This window comes from Ruegeria sp. CDSC002, from assembly GCF_059610905.1.
Genome location: NZ_JBXWOM010000003.1, coordinates 406,446 through 424,949, shown reverse-complemented (window position 1 = coordinate 424,949; position 18,504 = coordinate 406,446). Strand labels below are relative to the sequence as shown.

The window sequence follows — 18,504 nt, the reverse complement described above, 5'->3', positions numbered from 1 at the left end:
TATTGCGGAACTGGCGGATGCATGTCGCACTTCTTGATTGAAGAGGAGGTTCATTCATTGCTCAATCAAGGCTGGACGGTCGTTGACTTCGGGCGTCAACGCATTGTCCTTGCTGACGTCCACGGAACCAATTGTGACGGAACAAATCCGACGCCTTGCGTCACAGCCAGTGTTTGGGATGCGGAAACTAAGACGTGGCGCTCGTCTGCTGGCGATTGGGAGTAAGCTGCAATTGGGCACCGCAGATAGCCAAACTACGATCACGTTGGGGTGTTGTTAGGCAAACTTACCTTCGGCTGTATTCCAACAGAAGCTCTGTTCGGATCCCAGAATTGCTTTAAGGTTGCGTATGTACCGTTAGGTTCCTCACTTTGAGACAAAGCTATCCAAAGCAAGACTGAAAGAGAATTGAATGAAACGCCTGTTTCCATCTCTGCCTGAGAACGCGACGCTTGGAAGTGTCTATCAAGCCTTTCCAGACAAACTTTCGCCGCTTTGCGCGTACGAAAGCCTGGTTATGAGGGGCGAGAGCGACCTCTCGGTTGCTGAGCGTGAACTAATCGCAGCTTATGTCTCTGGCTTGAATGCTTGTGCGTATTGCCATGGGGCGCACATCGTTTTCGCCAAAGCCTACGGCATTGAGGTCGAGACAATCGAGGCACTGATGGAAGACCGCGATACGGCACCCGTCGAAGACCAACTCAAACCGTTACTGGCATACATTGAAAAGCTCACCGTCTCACCATCCCGAATGACGGAAGCCGACGCAAAAGCAGTCTACGCGGCAGGCTGGTCGGAGAGTGCGCTGTTCGATGCTATCCAAGTTTGCGGTGTCTTTAATCTCGTGAATCGCTTCATAGAAGGAACAGGTGTCCAAAGCCCTGGCACCGACCCAAGAGAAGCGGACGAAGCCACTTTAAACCGATGCCGCAGTGACAGCTTCTATACCGATTTCGGACGAGAGAACGGCCTCGACATCCCTTGAATTGATGTTGTTCTTACGTTTCCAATCGGAAATGGTTTTGGCTGCGTCGCAAAACTCTTGCGTCAGATCAATGCCTCTAACCTTAGCGCTTGCTTCTTCTGCAATTGTTTTGGTGACCCCACCCAAGCCACTACCAATATCAAGTACATTCGCGCCTGTCGTTAACTTCAGTTTCTCCAATAACTGTAAAGCCGTCTGTCTGCCTCGGAAATGGAACTCATCGATTGGTTGGAAATCCGCGGCGCGTAGTTTCTTCGGGTCAATGCTCGCGGCCTTCAGGCTATCAGCTATCTGGTCGATCAGCCTGCGGCTGGGACCATAGTAGTCGGAAACTTGCTCTCTCATTCTCAACCCCTTTTACCAATCATGTTGAATGCTACTGAATGCCCATCAGATCAAAACTCGCGGAGGGTCGGCAGGCACTCGAGTGCTCAAGGTAGAGCTTCGAACCAGTCTAGCACCGCGTCCCGCCAGCCCTCCGGAACGCCGTGTCCGCCTTTGGTGACCTTCAACCGAATCGAGCCGGCCTCACAGTCCATCCAATCCTTCTGCATCGAACCATCGTCGCCAAAGCTGTTTTCCGCGCTACCCAAGCAGGCGTTTTCTCGGCGCCAGACGTCCAAGCCCTTCATGACGTTACCCTGGTGAAAATCGACACCCTCCCATGTCAGCTCTCGGCCTTCGAACGGCACCATTCTGTCTTTGAAGCCGTGTACGTGAAACAGGTGAACTGGCGCATCGCACTCAGTGGTCATAGGCTCCCAGAACGCCCCAGCCGCAGCGGCAAAACCTCTTGCCATCTCTGGCGCTTGGCACGCAATGTCCCAGACCATCGAGCCGCCGCGGGAGAAGCCTGCGATCAGTATTCGCGACGGGTCAATTCCGAAGCGCTCCACAGCGTCGGCGCGTACGGCGTCGATAAAGGCTACATCATCGCGCGCCAGGTCATATCCGTCAGCCACACCCCAATCGAGGTCTTTGTCATTAATACTGGGCTGCCCGCTCGGCATAATCACCGCGTAGCCACGCCGGATGAAAGGGTCAACATAGGCAGAATTCTGGATCATCGCCTTGCCAGACCGTCCATAACCGTGCAACCAAATGACGGCAGGTCGTTCATCCGGAGCCTCTGGCAGGGCCACGTAGTATTTACCGCCTTCCAGTGTGCACGGTGCATCTGGCGCACCACACTCTCCATCAGAAGCGAGGGCAGCGTTCGGCTTCGCAGCAATAACAGCAATGGCAATACCGAGCGTCAAAATGCGATTGCGCGTTTCGGGTCGCATCAAAAGTGTACCTCTGTGGTTAGGTCACAGAAGATCATAGCACAGCGTTGCGCATCTCCGAAGGCAGCGGCCAAGCGTTTGTGAACCATCTGAAGTCTAGGCAAAGTTGGCCGGTCTATCTCTATCCAAATAAGTAGTTGTGAGCTTGGGAAGGAACTTAGATTTTGTTCGAGAACCCAGGTAACTTTCATTAAAGTGGTACGGGGGGACTTATGGAACGCCGTCTAACTGCCATTATGGCTGCGGATTTTGTGGGATTCTCACGCCTGATCGGGCGTGATGAAGAGGGCACCATTACAGCGCTAAAGGGCTACCGAATACTCATTGATGGCCTCATCTCAAACTACGGTGGTCGCGTGTTCGGCAGCGCGGGTGACAGCGTCATCGCTGAATTCACAAGTGCAACGGACGCGTCCCGCTGTGCATTGGAAATTCAAAGAGAGCTGAAAGTCCGGAACCTCGATCTGCCGGAAAAAGGGCGCATGAACCTTCGTATCGGAATACATCTCGGTGATGTCGTGGCAGATGGCGATAACCTGCTGGGAGACGGTGTCAACATTGCGGCTCGGTTGGAAGCAATCGCACCGCCCGGAGGCCTTTGTGTTTCCAAAGCAGTTGCCGATCAACTTTCGGGAAAGGTGGACGCGGAATTTGCGCATGCTGGCGCCCATGAATTGAAGAATATCGCCAATAAGGTCGAGGTTTGGACCTGGCCTCCGGAACTTGCGGTCAAACCCAAGCGCAGCGCAGCGATCCGATGGACTGCCGCGACGGCTGTTGTCGCCACAGCTACCGCGATTTCAGCTTTTTTTGTATTTGGAAGAGATGATCCGCGCGACCTTCCGTCAGGTGCGCGGATTGTCATTACACCTTTTGAAACAATCGGGGAAAACAAGGAAGACGAGTATTTTGCTGAAGGTTTGACGCGTGATCTTAACGCCTTGTTGGCGAAGTTCTCTAACCTGTTTGTTATAGCTCCCGAAGCTGGAGCCGACTTCAGCAGTAACAAAGATTGCGAAGCGATCAGGGATGCGTTACGGGCCGATTACATACTTGGCGGCACGGCCCAACGGTCTGACTCGAAATTGCGGGTGACAACTACATTCATCAATGCAAGGACTTGCCGTCAACTCACACCGCCGGGCCCCTTTGATATGGACCTCAGCATCGCAAATGTCATGGATATCCAGGTTGAGATTGCAAGAAAGGTCGCCTCGCAAATCGGTTCAAGCGATGCCCCTTTGTTCAACACTTCTGTACAGCAGGCTATCCGCGACAAGGCTCCGGAAAACCTGGAAGCCTATGAATGTTATCTGTTGGGATTCTGGTTTTATCAAAGTTTCAGCATTGAAGCGCATCGCAAGGCTCGGGACTGTCTATTGCGAACCGTGAAGGAAGAACCTGGTTACTCTCTTGCTTGGTCGCGATTGGCCTTTAACTATCTCGAGTCTAAGAAACGATCATTCGACACCGATCCGGATTGGGCAAATAAGGCCCGAGACGCCGCGACACGTGCACTTGAGGAAGACCCGGACAATGCGGATGCGCACTACGCCCTGGCAATCCTCAGCAGAATGACGGGAGAAGACAAGGCGGTCTTCTTTGAACACGCAAAGAACGCCACGGAGCTTAGTCCCAATGATTCCTGGATCCTCGCGGATCTGGGTATCTTTCTTGCTTACTCCGGCGAGTTTGAAAAAGGTAAAGAGTGGATTTCCCGCGCAAAAGACCTCAACCCCAAACTTCATCCTGGCTACAATAACGCTTGGGTGCTGCACGCGATCTTGCAAGGCAATTATGATGAGGCACAAAAAGTCATCTTGAGCTGGGGCACGCCGAAATCCACCATGTCGATGGCAAGCCTGACTGCAAGCTATGCTTTGGACGGCGAGCAACAAAAGGCGCAAGAGATGGCGCGACGCTTGCAAAACGAACACCCGGAGTTTCTTGACGATCCACGCTCACCGTATCGAGCGCGTGGAATGCCAACGGAGCTGATCGAAAAGATAATGGATGGGCTTCGCATTGCCGGTATTGAAGTTTCAGAGAACTAACGCCGCGATTGCTTGCAAACATCGCTTTCAGAATGGCGGGCGTAGAATGTTTGTAGCGGCTCTGGAACCAAGTTGCGTTTGCTACCTAACGCTGTTGCCGACACCGAATAAGGAGATTCGTAATTTCTAAGGACAGTTTTGCGGACGCAGAAATTGGAAGACACCTAGCGGACGCTGCACGTCGTTGCCGCATGGTTTTCTTCACTGGATTGCCGGCATCTGGAAAGTCATTCCTATTGCGCCAGCAAATATCCATTGCGATCTCCTTGGGACGTCGCGTGCATATCATGCGTTGGGATAAGGGGCTCGCGGCGTTTCAGACCGAAGACATACTAACAAAGTATCCAGATGTTTCGGATGGAACTCATCCGTTGATCCGACGGGCCGCCGGATTGTGGGGCCGGAGAACCTTAGCGCGATGGCAGGCGGAGAATTCCGATCCCACAGACATGATTGTGGGCGAAGTCCCTATCATCGGAAACAGGTTTTCAGAGTTCATCCAGGCGCAGCCGGATCAGATTGAGCCTGCCTTAGCTTCCGAGGAAACCAAATTCATCTATCCGGTTCCCACAAAGGGCTTACGTGCCAATCTCAAAGCTATTCGAAGATCTACGTTTGCGAACCCCGGACATCCTGAAGAGGCCAGGGACGCGCCACCATCCACAATGGAACTGGCTTGGCGTTTGACGTGTGCCAAGGCCGCAGAATTGGGCTTGATCTCTGAAGCGGATATTCATTCTCCGTACGAGGAGATGATTTATGTGCGGTTTTTTGAGCACCTGCTGCAACTCCGACACGCCATCAGAATTGGGGTCGATACGATCTATTCAAATGCTGGGTCAGCCCATGATCTGGATGCGGACGCCTTAGAACTCAGTGCTAGCTCAGACGAAGTAAAGTACGCAATCGCAGAGGTAGAGACTACTTTTACAGCCGAAGAAGCCGCCCGAGAAGTTGAAAACTGGTATCGGGTGTAGTCTCGGACAAAGGTCTGTTCGGTTAGCATTTCGGAATTTGCAAAGCTTGGTTGCGAAGGTCCGGTTTAGGCGGCGGTCTCAATTGATCGACGCAACACTTCACTTTGAGAGCAAAGATGGAGTGTTTGGATGCTGCGTGCTGCTCGAATGAAAGTGAGGCGCAGAAAGCGGCCTTTGCAAATTTACGAGAACGGATCAAAGGAAATTGCCTTTCACCAAACGACGAACATGCGGAGGTGAGGTGAGTGACCTTTGCCAGCAGGTGGCTCACTTCAATATCGTCAAACAAGGCGCCAGGTTGCACGAGAAGGTCTCGTGTTGGTACTTACTCAATGGCTACAACACAGGTGCGTTGCTGTCTCTTCCAGCTTGCAGCTGAATTTGGCGTGATCTAATCGCCTTACTCGGCCGATTGTCAACAAGTGTCGTCAGAACCTTCCTGGATACAGACTCATCATGTTCTGCACGTCCAGTTCACTCGAAAACGCGTCAGGATTACTCCAGATCACCTCGTTAATATAGTCGCGTTCCGAGTGAAGATCGTTGGCTGTAGGCCGTGATTTCCGGTTTTCGGGGAAGTCTCTCTTGGTCCAACCGAACAGTCCACCAAATACGGTCCAGATGCTGGGTGACATTGTATGGGAAGCCATCTCGTGGTCCTTTCCGACTTACTTGCGCTGTCGCAACAAGAGTAACTGTTCACCCGTTTTTCTGGTATCCAGCACAAAATTGTGCTGTTCTACAAAAATGAAGAACGGGTTCCGAAATTGGTCGGATATTCGCGTGTTCCTCTCTGTCTTCAGAGAAGGATCGACGCTTGCGGCCTCCAAAAAGCTACAGGTCTCCCAACCAACGGTTGCCCGGCGCATTGATGTTCTCGAAAAAGAAACAGGCTTGACGCTGTTTCAGCGCGGTACGCACGGGTTCAAACCGACCCGAGAAGCCCTTCGCCTCGTTCCCCTCGCCGAAGCAATCGAGGCTTCAGTCCTCGAATTTACCGACTGCGCGAAAGAATTGACGTCGACACAACCCATCCGTATCACCGCTTATTCGGCAAACTTCTCAGCACGCATGATCGAAATCGTAAACGCGTTTTCCGCCGACAATCAGGACGTCGTATTCGAGTTTTTGTCCAGCGTTCGGACGCTGGACCTGATGGCCGGGGAGGCAGACATTGCGTTGCGCCTTGCGAGAACCGATCCTGATCCTGACCTGATCTGCCGGAAGATTAGCACGGCACGCTGGTCTTTGTTCGGCAGCAAAAACTACGCGGACAAATTTGGCCTGCCGGGGTCAACAAATGATCTGGCCGGGCATCAGTTTGTTACCTTTCAGCGGGACGATGTACCGAATGTTTTCCACGAATGGTTGACCAATCACGTGGCACCAGAACAGATCGTCATGTCTTTCACTGAACTGGAGCTAATGCATGCGGCGATCAGGTCAGGGCAAGGCCTTGGGATCAGCAATGTCAAGCTGGTTGAAACAGACATGTCCTTTATCCGATGTTTCGACGAAATCCCCGAACTTGCGGTGCCGCACCTAATGCTCATTTCGCCGGAAGCCTATCGTCGGCCAGAGGTTAAAGCCTTCGTCAAGTTCTTCGCACCTCGCTATGCGGCAATCTATAAGTAGTTATTTGGGCAAAAAAGGATTGAGAACACGCGAACAAACTTGTTTGCATGTACGCCACGACCGCAATTGCGAATAGAAGCCTTATGTGGCGAGCCCAAGGATACTCTTGAAGATGACAAAGTGAGGTCGAATTGATCGCCGCGCCCAAGTCGCTGCAAACCGCCTTAACTCCGATATGCCATCACGTGGTGCATGACCAGGTTAAGAACTTCAACATCGTTCTGGTTAAATGTCTGGTATCGGAATTTGACCGTTCCCCGGTCTGGCTTCGAACGTGATGGTGTAATTGCCTCAACCGTGACGCGCACGCTGATCGTGTCACCGGAATACACCGGAGCCAGCCACCGCACCTCGTCCATACCATGTCCACCCAGATTGGTGCCGGTAAGTACACCAGTGTCGCGGAACAACCTGAAAGTAAGCGCAATTGTCTGAAATCCACTGGCGATGAGACCGCCGAAAATCGACTCTGCGGCAGCCACTTTGTTAACGTGGAAGGGCTGCGGGTCATGAACCAGTGCGAAGTCAATAATCGCTCCCTCGGTCAGCGTAACGCCACCGGTTTCGAAGGTTCTGCCAACCGACAAATCGTCGATGTATTTTCCGCTGACCATGGCAAAAGTATAGTTTGATGCACACTCAACCGTCAACGCGGAGCCACGCTCGGCAGCCACTAATGCCGCATTGTCATTCGACCATGGTAAAGATCGTAATTGAGAACTGAGCCAGTGGTCGTTGACCTATGCCGTGGCGACAAAAAGGTGCGCTTCTTGCGGTACATGCAAAACGCCTTCTTTGTCATATCTAGACAAAGCGTCTGCAACCTCTTCCACGACCTTGTTGGTGACGTCAGCACCTGCATCCCTAAGATCAGTTTCGATTGGCAGCGCCATGATCTGCGCACGAAGATCAATAAATCTTCGCTCTAGTACCAACGGCTCGTGACGAGCTATCTTGAAGCCTGCATCGACCAACAAGTTCGATATGAGGCCCCCATCTCGAAACGAAAAAGGCGCTCTGGCCTTGACTGCGGCATCTGTTCCAACATGCCGTTCGAGAGCTTTTGAAAGCGCTCCATTGAAGGGCGACACAGCGCGCCAACATGTCAAAAATAGCTGACCGTCATTGCGCAAGATCCTATGAACTTCTTGCAACGCGGCGGATTTGTCAGGGAAGAACTGAAGCCCCTGTTGTATGAAGGCATAGTCAAACGTAGCCTTTCCAAAAGGTAACTCGGTTACATCTGCTGCATACCACTCGAGCACATGACGACAATCCGGCTGATAGGACTGCGCGACCTCAATCATGGTTTCGTTCAGATCTACGCCAACAACCCGGCCTTCGCCGGTCAGTTTCCTTGCTATCTCTCGCGTCAAAGCCCCGGTGCCGCATGCAATGTCGATGACACAAGCGCCGCTTCGAAGCTGAACCTTCTGCATGGTTGCTTCAGCCAATGGGCCAAACATCGCAGGCACACTGTGGTTGTTGTACTTCTGCGCAGCTTCTTTGGTCAGCCGGAATTTGTCCGTCATCAAAAATATCCTCCTAGCAACGCGTTAATAATTGGACCACCCAAAATGACCCAAAATCGTAGTCTCACGAGGTTTCAACCGGAAGGCTCTCATCGGCGCTCCACTCAGCCCATGAACCATCATACAGGCAGGACTTTTCGAACCCAATTTGGCGCAGCGCAAGGAGCCCACAAGAAGCAGCTATGCCACGGCCGCAATAGGCGATGACCTCATCGTCAATTTGAATTCCCTTGTCCTGATAGTGCTTGAGGAGCTTGGAATGATCCGCCAACTTAAATGAACCACGTTCCTTTAGTTTCGCAGCCCGTTCGGCAATGGGTGTGTGTGCCAAATCCGGATCGATGTTCGATATCGCCGGTATGTTGACGGCACTGGGGATATGTCCCGAGCGACCTCCCCATGTGTGAAGGCCGTCGCCTCGGAAGAGGTCGTTTGGCAGAAAGTCCACAATTCTGACTCCGGGCTTACCTATCGCGTGCAGAACATCAGCTTTGTGGGCAATCCAATTACCCTGCACTGTTGGTTCAAAGTCACCGTGCTCAACGGTTAGATCGCCAGTTTCAGTGGGTCGACTTTCGAGTTTCCATTGCTGCAAGCCGCCGTCCAAGACCTGCACGTTTTTATGTCCATAGTGCGAAAGTGCCCACCAAAGACGCGCGGAAGCCAGCGGAAGCCCGGAGTCATCGTAGACCACGACATGACTGTCGTTGGAAACACCCAACTCGCGCATCTTTTCCCCAAAACCCTCTGGCCCAAGCATCATATCGGGAATGTTCTCAGTGCCGTCTGCAAGCTCTGTCGACATGCCAACATACACTGCGCCAGGAATGTGCTCGGCTTGGAACTCGCTCCTATCGTCATAGGCCACGCCCTTGCCGTTTTCCTCCCTAAACTTCCAGCGAACATCAATGATGCGCAGTTTCGGGTCAGTCAGGTTATTTGCCAACCAAGCCGTATCAATGAGTGGGCGATTGTGTATTACCATCCCTACGTTCTCCTCTAACCGGACGTGGGTCGAGCCGTATGGAATAATCCTCAAAATTGCTTTCGGAGTCCAATTTTGGAAAATCTGGATTTGGTGAAGCAACTATGGTTTGAACGAAATTTCGATGATTTTATGAGGCTTCTGAAAGAAACTGATGCTGAAATCATGGTGCCTCGTAACGTCGATTTCCTTTGACTCGTTTATGGCTAGGCATGCTCATATAGCTCGCTGACGGACAGGTTTGGTACAGATAGTGGAAGGTTTGGATGCTTGAAGATCGATACGAAAGCCCGCTAACGACCACATCACAAGCTGCGCGAGACGCCTACGTTGAAGGCATCGACCGTTTTCTAGGCGCTTTTGATGATGTTGAAGACGCTTACCGTTCTGCAATGCGGGCAGATGATAGTTTTGCTATGCCTCATGTTGGGCTTGCACGCTACCTTGTTACTGTCGGGCGTGGACAAGATGCAAAGCGTGAAATAGCCGTCGCAAAGGAACTCTCGCATGGCGTCAGCCCGAGCGAAGCCGCCCAGATCGACATTATCAGCGATCTCATTGAGGGGCGTGCACCGCAGGCCTACAGGCGCATTCGAGATCACGTCGCAGACCATCCGCGAGATATTTTGCTGGCTCAGACATGTACCAGCGTATTTGGTCTGATTGGGTTTTCAGGTCAGGCAGGACGCGAGGCGGAGCAGCTTGCGTACACAACCATGTTAAAGCCACACTATGGCGACGACTGGTGGTTTCTCTGCCAGCATGCATTTGCCCAGATGGAGGCCGGACAGATTGGCCTGGCCGCTGAAAACATTGAGCGCGCGCTTGAATTGAAGCCAGACAGCGCACACAGTGCACATGTCAAGGCCCATCTCTACTATGAGAACGGGGAGACGGACGCTGGCTACGCTTATCTGCGCGAGTTCTGGCAAGACTATCCCTTCACGGCGTATCTGCACTGCCATCTCAGTTGGCACGTTGCTCTGTGGGCGCTTGAGAGCGGCGATGTGGCGGGTATGTGGAAGCTGTTCGATGATTATGTTTCCCCCGACCGACCTCCTGCGCCACCACTGAACGTTCTGACTGATAGTGTGGCAATTGTTCACCGCGCCTTTTTGGCTGGTGAGCAAATTCCTCAGGAGCGTTGGCAACAACTCAGCGACTATGCTGTTCAGTTCTTTCCTTCACCTGGCTTGGCTTTTGCGGATGTTCACGCTGCTCTTGCGCGTGCGATGGCTGGAAACAGAGAGCGTCTGGAAACAACCATTGACGGCGCAAAGGGCCGCGCAGGCCCCACCGTTGCTTCGGTCGCAGGCGCATTCCGTGCGTTGGCGGATGGAAATGCGGATGAAGCGATTGAGAAATTTGTAGGTGTCATGTCTGAGCACGAGCGCCTAGGCGGCAGCCGGGCGCAACGCGACTTAATTGAGTTTTCATTGGCGCATGCGCTGGCAATTTCGGGACAATCGAATGAAGCTCGACGCATTCTCAACATGCATCGACCCCATACCTCTCATGACCATGCAGTTGCCACGCTAGAAGGATAGGGTGCCTGAATCTTTGACGCCCGCAATGAGCCCAAATTACACGTTTTCAACACCACTTAGAACGGAAGCTGTCGCACGACGCTACCAAGCCCCAAAAGTGTTAGTTGGCGGAAAAGACCAATCTGACTGCTGACATCAGCTTTCTCAAAAGCCCGTCTTAGGTGTGTGCGAGCGGTGTTTGTGGTCTTGTCGGTGGGCTACAGTGGAGGGATTGGACGGCGCGTCACTCACGCGGCCGACAAGTTGATCAGTCGCCAAGAAGAGTGCTTCGATCAAATGGAGTTCATATAAGACGGGTCTATGCCTTGGGTCGGCTTTGATGGCGCCAGTATCGAGAAACAGCCCATTGTGGTAACCTCCTACCTTTAATTAGGGGGTTATTGTGATGGAATACTATGATCTCGGTAGCTACAGTCGAAAGATCACAACCTCGTCGGACGAAGCCCAGCTTTGGTTTGATCGTGGTTTGGCTTGGACTTACGCCTACAACCACGAAGAAGCGATTGTATGCTTTCAGAATGCTGTAGCTGCAGATCCAAATTGCGCAATGGCGCACTGGGGCATCGCGTATTGTATTGGGCCGAACTACAACAAGCCCTGGGAAACATTCGAAGAAGACGAAAAGCCTGACTGTATCGCCTTGGCGAAAGCGTCAATCGAGGCTGCTGCGTCGTTAAAGGAGCGGCTGACGCCTGTTGAACGCGCGCTAATCGATGCCATTCCAGCGCGTTATCCATCTTCATCGGATATTGAGGATTTCAGCCCGTGGAATGATGCCTTCGCTGATGCGATGCGAAAGGTTCACACCGAATTCGATCAGGACCTGGACGTGTCTGCGATTCTGGCCGAGTCGCTCATGAACCGGACACCTTGGCAGCTTTGGGATTTGCCGACCGGAAAGCCCGCCGAAGGGGCCGATACGCTCGAGGCAATATCCGTGCTCGAAAATGCGTTCGATACACTTTCCGGAGTATGGGAGCACGCAGGACTATTGCACATGTACATTCACCTGATGGAAATGTCGCCCCACCCCGAACGGGCACTGCGTCACGGCGATGTGCTCAGCACGCTGGTGCCCGAGGCCGGGCATTTGTTGCACATGCCGACCCATATCGACGTGTTGTGCGGAGACTACATGAACGTGGTACTGCGCAATCACAAAGCCATATTGGCAGATCGCAAGTTTCTGAAGCGCGAAGGCCCTGACAATTTCTATTCCGTCTATCGGTGCCACAACTATCACTTTAAAATATACGGTGCGATGTTCTTGGGGCAACCATCGGCAGCAATCGAAGCCGCCGATGAGCTGATCGACACCTTGCCGTCAGACACTCTTCGGCCGATGGCGGACTGGTTTGAAGGCTTCATACCAATGAAGCAACATGTGCTGATCAGGTTTGGTCGCTGGCAGGATATTCTCGATCAGGATCTGCCAGAGGATGAAGAGCTTTACAGCGTGACCATTGCCATGATGCGTTACGCAAGGACGGTCGCCTTGGCCAACCTACACAGGGTCGCCGAAGCCGAGAGTGAAAAAGCCAAATTCTATTATGCTCTGGCCAGAGTTCCTAAGACCCGAATGCTGTTCAACAACACATGCCGGGACATTCTGAAGGTCGCTGAGCAAATGATGCTGGGTGAGTTGGCCTATCACGCAGGAGAGCACGAAACGGCCTTTGACCACCTGCGAAAGTCAGTCGAGATCGACGACAACTTGCCATACGACGAGCCTTGGGGCTGGATGCAACCCACCCGTCATGCGCTGGGTGCTCTTCTTCTTGAGCAAGGCCAGATGGAGGAAGCCGAAGCTGTTTACCGTGCAGACCTTGGCCTGGATGCAACGCTTAGCCGGGCCTGTCAGCATCCCGGCAACGTCTGGAGCCTGCATGGCTTGCACGAATGTCTCACCCGGCGCGGTGAAACGGTCGAAGCCGCCCATATTAAGCTACAACTGGACAAGGCCACTGCCCGCGCCGAGGTGCCGATCAAGGCATCGTGTTATTGCAGGCAGAAGGCTTTGGCCGCCGAGTAATCACTGATCAAAAGCAATGGCTGGGGCATTTGCGAGGCCCGCTTCTGCCTTTGACCGGGACTTGTTTAACTTCGTTGATGGCAACCGCCTGGGCGACCACAAGACTGCCAAGCATCGCTTGGATGCCGTTTTGCGGTAAATCAGCCGCATGGTAGCATAGCGCAGGATTTGCAGTCCGGGGGCAATATGGTCTTAACATTCGCACAAATGGAAGCTCGGGAAATATCCAAAGCAGATCCGATTTCAGCAACTGACGCACTGGCAGTACTGATCGAAGACCCCAACGTACTTTTAGTGGACGTGAGGGATAGCGCTGAAATGGCGGCTACAGGTATCAGCCCTAGAGCAATTCTGGCTCCTGGTCGCGCCGTCGCTTGGATGGCAGACCTTGAAAGTGAATACAGATCTCAAGAGTTACAGGATCGTGGAAGGCGAATTTTCACCACCTGTGGCGGCGCTCCTAGCTACCGAGGCGCGGCAGCGGCAAACGTATTGACTGCGATGGGTTTTCAAAACGTGCAGTTTATCGATGGAGGGATGGCGGCTCTGATCGCAGCTGGCTCCTCCACAGAGCAGCCTTAAGAAACGGCGAAACCAACGGTCTTGAGCAAACAGAGCAGGTGGAAATAGATACGTCTCAGCTTCCAGAGTTGTGTCTCGATACGACTTGCGACTGAGATTTTAGCCAGTTGACGAACACCTTAGCCTCGGGACGCTGAAATTCTACCTGCGTCTGGATGTAGTAGACGCCGAAGAGTGGCTCAGAGAACAACTCAATCATCCGACCAGATGACAGATCGTCCTCGAAAAAAGCTCTGGCGGAATACGTGATACCGTCGCCCCGGCGAACCGCTGTCATGATCAGGTTCCCCGGCATGTGATTTATGGTCAATGGCTCGGGAGGTACGACCCCATGATAGGTGAACCAGTCGGCCGCCTCATTTGTGCCCAGTTCCTGCAACCAGGGCAGCTTCGTTAAAGAGGCCGGGTCAGGCAAATCTTGGCCTCCCAACAGTGAAGGTGCCCCGATCACGACCATGTCGGAGACAAGAACAGTATCCTCTTCTTTTCTCGGCATGCGTCTGTCGTGATACCGAATGGCGACATCGATGCCACCTGGCTTTATCTGAACCAGTTCAGAAGTTGGGTTCAGCATCAAAGTGATCTCTGGGTGTTGTTGTTGAAACTCTGCCATTCTCGGCAATAGCCACTCCACCGCGAATGCTGGTGACATTGTCACTTGAACGGGACGGTGCGCTGCATGTTCCGCCAGTCGTTGGACACCCCTTCCGATAATTTCAAAGCCGATACCCAGTTCACGTGAAAGAATGATGCCTGGCTCAGTCAGTTCAATGCTGCGCCCACGTCTGGCAACGAGAGCTACACCCAAATGTCTTTCCAACGATTTCACCTGCTGGCTGACAGCCGCTTGGGTCACGTTCAAGCGTTCAGCCGCCACGGTGTAACTCCCTGCTTCCGCAACTGCTGAGAAAGCGCGCAAAGCGTTCATCGGGGGAAGGTGCAACCAATCCATACTGTAGATTTTCTAATGCTTGGTTAAACTATTTGAGTCGCATGATATCGGCATTCTTGACATTATTCACAGTGAAATCTGAGCGGCTATTATAAAATTTTGGAGCGGATGCTTTAGTGCCGATGTCAACCTAGCCGCATGCCAGGAGATCTTGATACGATGGAAAAACTCCAAGGTGGATGTTACTGTGGTGCTGTTAGATACCAGTTAGCGACCCTGCCAGCGTGGTCGGGTCATTGCCATTGCCGTTCATGCCAAATGGCCCTTGGCGGTGCCTTTGTAACTTGGGCTAAGGTAGCCGCCGAAGACTTCGCCGTTATCAAAGGCGAAATCCAACACATTGAGAAAACTCCGGGTATTCGCCGCGGATTTTGTCGGGACTGTGGAACGACGTTGACCTATGCCGCCCTAAATGAAGTTGAGGGCCAAGACTGGAGCGCTGACGCGTGGTTTTCTGCTGTGACGTTGGACGACCCATCGATTACTCAGCCAAAAGCACATGTCTTCGTTTCGCATCAGCAGCCATGGATAAAACTCGACGACGGGCTGCCGACGTTTCTTGAGTTCTAACCAACTTTCCGAGCGCACGGAGGAGAAAGCGATGAACACTGCATACTCATATGCCTGCAAGGATTGCGAAGGCATGGAGGCCTGCCCAGGTAAAGTAGTTGCTGCGACCAAGGACGAAGTCTGGAAGCTCATGGAACTCCACGCGGTGGTCGCTCATGGAGAGGACCCCAGCTCGTGGGACGCCGACACTCGAGAATATCTGGAAACACTGATAAAGCCCGCGTGATCAAATAAATTAGGCCTCAAATTCCTAGGGATAATCGGCCAAAATTTTCGGCTTGGTTTGTTTAACCGCGAAGGGCAACTTTCCTCTGCAACTGGGAAATTGCTGGGCCCATTTGTGAGTATCCGGTTTGGGCTGCGGCCCACCGCCAAGGCACCTAGAAGCGCAAGGCCATCACGAACCCAAATCGGAAATGTGTGAGATCGGTTTCCATCACAAACCAACCTGCTACAGCGAAACCCTGCTCTTATTCAGGCAAACCGGCTAGTCGCAAAGACGCACAGTCTTTCTCCAGCCTTTTTCTGTTAGAGAAAAGTTGAGTTTTCGCCCAGTCCGATATGGAAAACTGAGGGCGGTATTTCATCACATTCCGTGCTTCATCGCGAGCGGCCTCAAAGTTCTCTGTCTCTACATGGACGATTACGAGGTCGAGGTGACCAAAGCCTTCAACCCTTTGACCATATTCGGTGAATGCTTTCTTGGCTTCCTCGTATTGACCGTCAAGTCGAAGGGCTAAACCCAGAACGCCTGCATACCAACCTGGATAGTGAGGGTTCAGGGTAATGGCTTGTTGTGCGACTTGGATCGCTTCATTTGCCTGGCCATTGAAAGCTAGGGTGATTGACAGTCTGGCAGCCACGTCAGCGTGGTTTGGATTTAGCGCTAGTGCCTCGTTGAACTTATCGATAGCCGAAACCAGCTTGCCATCGATTGCATCTGCAAAACCCGCAATAGCGTGAGCCTCTGGGTTGTAGCTGTCTATTTCCAGAGCCCGCTGAGCGCAGTCACGAGCCTCCGCTAGCGCGGCACGCCGGTCAGCAACAAATCCATGTCGTGCTTCGACAGTGCAAATGAATCCCAAAGTACAGTACGGAGCCGAGTAACCCGGGTCGAGTGCAATTGCCTGTTGTGCAAATCGGCGAGCGTCGGCGTGAGCTTCCCTAGTAATTCTGCGCGAAGCCTCCACGGCCTTTAGTTGAGCGGTCCACGCGCCTAGGTTTTTCGTGCCGGATCCTCTGAAACGAGCCATTTCTCCCGCCAAAAGTTCGACTTGTAACTCGGTTGCAATCCTAAGTGCGAGTTCATCCTGAACTTCGAATACATCTTCAATGAGGCGATCATAGCGGTCTGCCCAAATGTGCATACCGGACTTTGCATCGATTAGCTGTGCTGTGATCCTCACCCGGTTCCTGCTTTGACGGACACTTCCCTCAAGAACAAGATCGACACCCTGCTCCAGACCGACCTGTTTCACGTCAACGGAGCGACCTTTGTAAACGAATGTAGAGTTACGCGCGACGACCAGTAAATTCGGGAGTTTTGATAAAGTGGTGATGATCTCTTCGGTAATTCCATCTGCAAAAAACTCCTGATCGGGGTCAGAAGAAAGATTATCGAAAGGTAAGACGCCGATTAGCAGAGACTTTGTATGGCTAGCCGGAGTTACTCGCGGTGGGGCAGAACCTGGCGGCGACCATTGGAAAACTTCTATTGGTGACGGCGCGTTCTTAAACTGTCGCTCTCCAGCGCGATAAAATTGCTCAGCGAGGCGCTCGTCAAGGCTGCGATGGACGACATCTGAAATTAACACAGCCCCTTCGTTGGAAGCCTCTTGTAGACGTGCGGATAGATTGATGCCATCGCCGAAAATGTCATCTTCGTCGAATACGACATCTCCAAGATGCACACCCACTCGTAGTTTCAATGAGGACTGAGTTAACACCTGGCTTTGAAGATCAAGGGCGCATCGTACTGCATCAGATACCGAGTTAAACTCGACTATCCATCCATCACCCATCCTCTTAACGACATTACCGCGATGATCGCTAACCAAAGGATCAAATAACTCTCGACGTAGAACGCGAAGTTCGCCGAGAGTCCTATTTTCATCTGCCTTAATCTGGCCTGAGTAGTTTACTACATCGGCCGAGAGTACTGCGGAAAGTCTGCGGTCTCCATTCATGTCTAATGGTAGCGCAAATTACGCTGCTTGGAAAAGACAACATGATTTCCTGAACGTCGCGCATGTCCTAGTGAATGGCTTGGTGCAAAACTGAAAAGCGTGACTGTGATTGTCTGCTTCGGGCTGCCATCGGCCCATCCGCACACCGCAGAGAATGATTAATTCGAGCCCAGTGCGGACGCAAAGTTAGATGGGCAGACGGGCGTGGATCTCAATCGGGGCTATCAATCCGCCTTCTATGTTTCGCACCATGTTTTGGACCTTTATCGCTGTGTCGTCGCCCATGATCAGATGCAGGCCAAGATGTGGAGGACCATCCGCACGGCTTTGCGCAGCCGCCAAATCTTCAAAGAATTGTTTGGCAAACACGGTGCGGTCGATCCTATCGGTCAATTCGAAACCAACGGACTTCAAAGCCGCCTCATATGTCTCTGGTGGTGCAAGCGCACTCTGATCCGAAGTCGAAGCCCAAGGCGCTGGATAATCCATATTGCCCTCGCCGACTTGCATCACATCGTAAATCGCAAAAATACCCCCTGGTTTAAGCAAACGCATTGCCTCCCGCGCGATGCCAACTTTGTCCACAATATTCATGCCGACGTGGATCATGTAAGCAGCGTCCATCGAGTCAGATTCTAACGGCAGATCAAGTACGCTGCCTTCGATGAGTTGAACCCGATCCGACATGCCCGTCCATTCTGTAAGGGCGCGTCCTGTTTCAACAAACTCGGCGGTTAAATCGATGCCGGTCACATGAGCCCCAGTGGCCGCTGCGACATAGCGGGCAGGACCACCGAGGCCACATCCAAAATCGACAACCCGACTTTGGGGCGAAAGGTCCAAAGCCTTCACAAAAGGTTCGGTCGCAAGGCGTCCGCCAATGTGAAACTCGTCAACCGGCGCCAAAGCGTCGCGAGAAATCGGTGGGGTCAAGTCCAGTGCTGCGCAACCATCAGAAATTCGCTTTAGCAAGTGACCGGAGTGGTAGTGGTGCGCGACTTCATTGGGATCAGTCATGTTGAAGCCTCCCTAACTTATGCCGCTATGGTAGACTCGGTGATCTTGAATGTCAGCTTTGTCCGCAGAGTGGTCGTTCGTACCAACTGCCGCGAATGACCGCTTCGAGCCCAAACTACATGTTTTCTGTGATGCAGCGAATGTCGGCTTCAGAGTGGCATGCT

At 52.6% G+C, this 18,504-nt stretch carries 18 protein-coding genes and 1 pseudogene; 10 read left to right on the top strand and 9 right to left on the bottom strand.

Going from position 1 to position 18,504, the window contains the following annotated elements; genetic code table 11:
* A pseudogene (locus tag AC2FJE_RS08335) lies at positions 1–225 on the top strand (hypothetical protein); the annotation flags it as partial.
* Positions 226–412: 187 nt separating this feature from the next.
* Complete coding sequence (locus tag AC2FJE_RS08330; protein ID WP_299637032.1) at positions 413–985, top strand: carboxymuconolactone decarboxylase family protein; 573 nt, start codon at positions 413–415, stop codon at positions 983–985.
* Here the strand turns inward: AC2FJE_RS08330 and AC2FJE_RS08325 are convergent.
* On the bottom strand, positions 917–1,330 hold the full coding sequence (locus AC2FJE_RS08325) for an SAM-dependent methyltransferase (protein ID WP_496760851.1): 414 nt from the start codon (positions 1,328–1,330) through the stop codon (positions 917–919). The genes AC2FJE_RS08330 and AC2FJE_RS08325 overlap by 69 nt on opposite strands.
* Positions 1,331–1,416: 86 nt before the next feature.
* On the bottom strand, positions 1,417–2,271 hold the full coding sequence (locus AC2FJE_RS08320; protein ID WP_299637033.1) for a CE1 family esterase: 855 nt from the start codon (positions 2,269–2,271) through the stop codon (positions 1,417–1,419).
* Between the two features lie 212 nt (positions 2,272–2,483).
* On the opposite strand from AC2FJE_RS08320, the gene AC2FJE_RS08315 reads away from it, so the two are divergent.
* Entirely contained in the window at positions 2,484–4,325 is a 1,842-nt protein-coding gene (locus AC2FJE_RS08315; protein WP_496727524.1) for an adenylate/guanylate cyclase domain-containing protein, read from the top strand.
* 191 nt (positions 4,326–4,516) lie between these two features.
* Positions 4,517–5,302 carry a hypothetical protein gene (locus tag AC2FJE_RS08310; protein ID WP_496727525.1) on the top strand — a complete coding sequence of 262 codons (786 nt, stop codon included), beginning with the start codon at positions 4,517–4,519 and terminating at the stop codon, positions 5,300–5,302.
* Between the two features lie 428 nt (positions 5,303–5,730).
* On the opposite strand, the gene AC2FJE_RS08305 is transcribed toward AC2FJE_RS08310, so the two are convergent.
* Complete coding sequence (locus AC2FJE_RS08305) at positions 5,731–5,952, bottom strand: hypothetical protein (protein WP_496727526.1); 222 nt, start codon at positions 5,950–5,952, stop codon at positions 5,731–5,733.
* Positions 5,953–6,085: 133 nt separating this feature from the next.
* Between AC2FJE_RS08305 and AC2FJE_RS08300 the strand changes: the two genes are divergently transcribed.
* On the top strand, positions 6,086–6,937 hold the full coding sequence (locus AC2FJE_RS08300) for a LysR family transcriptional regulator (RefSeq protein WP_496760850.1): 852 nt from the start codon (positions 6,086–6,088) through the stop codon (positions 6,935–6,937).
* A 164-nt stretch (positions 6,938–7,101) separates the two neighbouring features.
* On the opposite strand, the gene AC2FJE_RS08295 is transcribed toward AC2FJE_RS08300, so the two are convergent.
* The 3 genes from AC2FJE_RS08295 to AC2FJE_RS08285 all read right to left on the bottom strand — a co-directional run bounded on the left by AC2FJE_RS08295 (position 7,102) and on the right by AC2FJE_RS08285 (position 9,454).
* A complete protein-coding gene (locus AC2FJE_RS08295) occupies positions 7,102–7,611 on the bottom strand; it encodes a MaoC family dehydratase (protein ID WP_496727528.1) in 510 nt (169 codons plus the stop codon).
* A gap of 66 nt (positions 7,612–7,677) precedes the next feature.
* Entirely contained in the window at positions 7,678–8,469 is a 792-nt protein-coding gene (locus tag AC2FJE_RS08290) for a class I SAM-dependent methyltransferase (RefSeq protein ID WP_496758654.1), read from the bottom strand.
* Positions 8,470–8,533: 64 nt separating this feature from the next.
* Positions 8,534–9,454, bottom strand: coding sequence for a sulfurtransferase (locus tag AC2FJE_RS08285; RefSeq protein ID WP_496727530.1), 921 nt, complete (start codon positions 9,452–9,454; stop codon positions 8,534–8,536).
* 266 nt (positions 9,455–9,720) lie between these two features.
* Here AC2FJE_RS08285 and AC2FJE_RS08280 point away from each other — a divergent pair, with 266 nt between their 5' ends.
* The 3 genes from AC2FJE_RS08280 to AC2FJE_RS08270 all read left to right on the top strand — a co-directional run bounded on the left by AC2FJE_RS08280 (position 9,721) and on the right by AC2FJE_RS08270 (position 13,615).
* Positions 9,721–11,001 (top strand): tetratricopeptide repeat protein, encoded by a 1,281-nt coding sequence (locus AC2FJE_RS08280; protein WP_496760849.1) that lies wholly within the window; start codon positions 9,721–9,723, stop codon positions 10,999–11,001.
* A 385-nt stretch (positions 11,002–11,386) separates the two neighbouring features.
* Entirely contained in the window at positions 11,387–13,033 is a 1,647-nt protein-coding gene (locus tag AC2FJE_RS08275) for a hypothetical protein (RefSeq protein WP_496758656.1), read from the top strand.
* Positions 13,034–13,219: 186 nt separating this feature from the next.
* Positions 13,220–13,615, top strand: coding sequence for a rhodanese-like domain-containing protein (locus AC2FJE_RS08270; RefSeq protein ID WP_496760848.1), 396 nt, complete (start codon positions 13,220–13,222; stop codon positions 13,613–13,615).
* 55 nt (positions 13,616–13,670) lie between these two features.
* Here AC2FJE_RS08270 and AC2FJE_RS08265 read toward each other — a convergent pair whose 3' ends face one another.
* Positions 13,671–14,543 (bottom strand): LysR family transcriptional regulator, encoded by an 873-nt coding sequence (locus AC2FJE_RS08265; protein ID WP_496720539.1) that lies wholly within the window; start codon positions 14,541–14,543, stop codon positions 13,671–13,673.
* A 183-nt stretch (positions 14,544–14,726) separates the two neighbouring features.
* Here AC2FJE_RS08265 and AC2FJE_RS08260 point away from each other — a divergent pair, with 183 nt between their 5' ends.
* Positions 14,727–15,137 (top strand): GFA family protein, encoded by a 411-nt coding sequence (locus tag AC2FJE_RS08260; protein ID WP_496720537.1) that lies wholly within the window; start codon positions 14,727–14,729, stop codon positions 15,135–15,137.
* Positions 15,138–15,168: 31 nt separating this feature from the next.
* Positions 15,169–15,363 (top strand): DUF1059 domain-containing protein, encoded by a 195-nt coding sequence (locus AC2FJE_RS08255; protein WP_282170805.1) that lies wholly within the window; start codon positions 15,169–15,171, stop codon positions 15,361–15,363.
* Positions 15,364–15,607: 244 nt separating this feature from the next.
* Here the strand turns inward: AC2FJE_RS08255 and AC2FJE_RS08250 are convergent, their stop codons facing one another.
* A complete protein-coding gene (locus AC2FJE_RS08250; protein WP_496720535.1) occupies positions 15,608–17,323 on the bottom strand; it encodes an adenylate/guanylate cyclase domain-containing protein in 1,716 nt (571 codons plus the stop codon).
* A 186-nt stretch (positions 17,324–17,509) separates the two neighbouring features.
* On the bottom strand, positions 17,510–18,340 hold the full coding sequence (locus AC2FJE_RS08245) for a class I SAM-dependent methyltransferase (protein ID WP_496723893.1): 831 nt from the start codon (positions 18,338–18,340) through the stop codon (positions 17,510–17,512).
* Positions 18,341–18,504 lie beyond the last annotated feature (164 nt).

Coding starts and splice junctions, on each gene's coding strand:
- AC2FJE_RS08330 (WP_299637032.1), top strand. CDS start 413: ATGAAACGCCTGTTTCCATCTCTGCCTGAGAACGCGACGCTTGGAAGT.
- AC2FJE_RS08325 (WP_496760851.1), bottom strand. CDS start 1,330: ATGAGAGAGCAAGTTTCCGACTACTATGGTCCCAGCCGCAGGCTGATC.
- AC2FJE_RS08320 (WP_299637033.1), bottom strand. CDS start 2,271: ATGCGACCCGAAACGCGCAATCGCATTTTGACGCTCGGTATTGCCATT.
- AC2FJE_RS08315 (WP_496727524.1), top strand. CDS start 2,484: ATGGAACGCCGTCTAACTGCCATTATGGCTGCGGATTTTGTGGGATTC.
- AC2FJE_RS08310 (WP_496727525.1), top strand. CDS start 4,517: ATGGTTTTCTTCACTGGATTGCCGGCATCTGGAAAGTCATTCCTATTG.
- AC2FJE_RS08305 (WP_496727526.1), bottom strand. CDS start 5,952: ATGGCTTCCCATACAATGTCACCCAGCATCTGGACCGTATTTGGTGGA.
- AC2FJE_RS08290 (WP_496758654.1), bottom strand. CDS start 8,469: ATGACGGACAAATTCCGGCTGACCAAAGAAGCTGCGCAGAAGTACAAC.
- AC2FJE_RS08285 (WP_496727530.1), bottom strand. CDS start 9,454: ATGGTAATACACAATCGCCCACTCATTGATACGGCTTGGTTGGCAAAT.
- AC2FJE_RS08280 (WP_496760849.1), top strand. CDS start 9,721: ATGCTTGAAGATCGATACGAAAGCCCGCTAACGACCACATCACAAGCT.
- AC2FJE_RS08275 (WP_496758656.1), top strand. CDS start 11,387: ATGGAATACTATGATCTCGGTAGCTACAGTCGAAAGATCACAACCTCG.
- AC2FJE_RS08270 (WP_496760848.1), top strand. CDS start 13,220: ATGGTCTTAACATTCGCACAAATGGAAGCTCGGGAAATATCCAAAGCA.
- AC2FJE_RS08265 (WP_496720539.1), bottom strand. CDS start 14,543: ATGAACGCTTTGCGCGCTTTCTCAGCAGTTGCGGAAGCAGGGAGTTAC.
- AC2FJE_RS08260 (WP_496720537.1), top strand. CDS start 14,727: ATGGAAAAACTCCAAGGTGGATGTTACTGTGGTGCTGTTAGATACCAG.
- AC2FJE_RS08255 (WP_282170805.1), top strand. CDS start 15,169: ATGAACACTGCATACTCATATGCCTGCAAGGATTGCGAAGGCATGGAG.
- AC2FJE_RS08250 (WP_496720535.1), bottom strand. CDS start 17,323: ATGAATGGAGACCGCAGACTTTCCGCAGTACTCTCGGCCGATGTAGTA.
- AC2FJE_RS08245 (WP_496723893.1), bottom strand. CDS start 18,340: ATGACTGATCCCAATGAAGTCGCGCACCACTACCACTCCGGTCACTTG.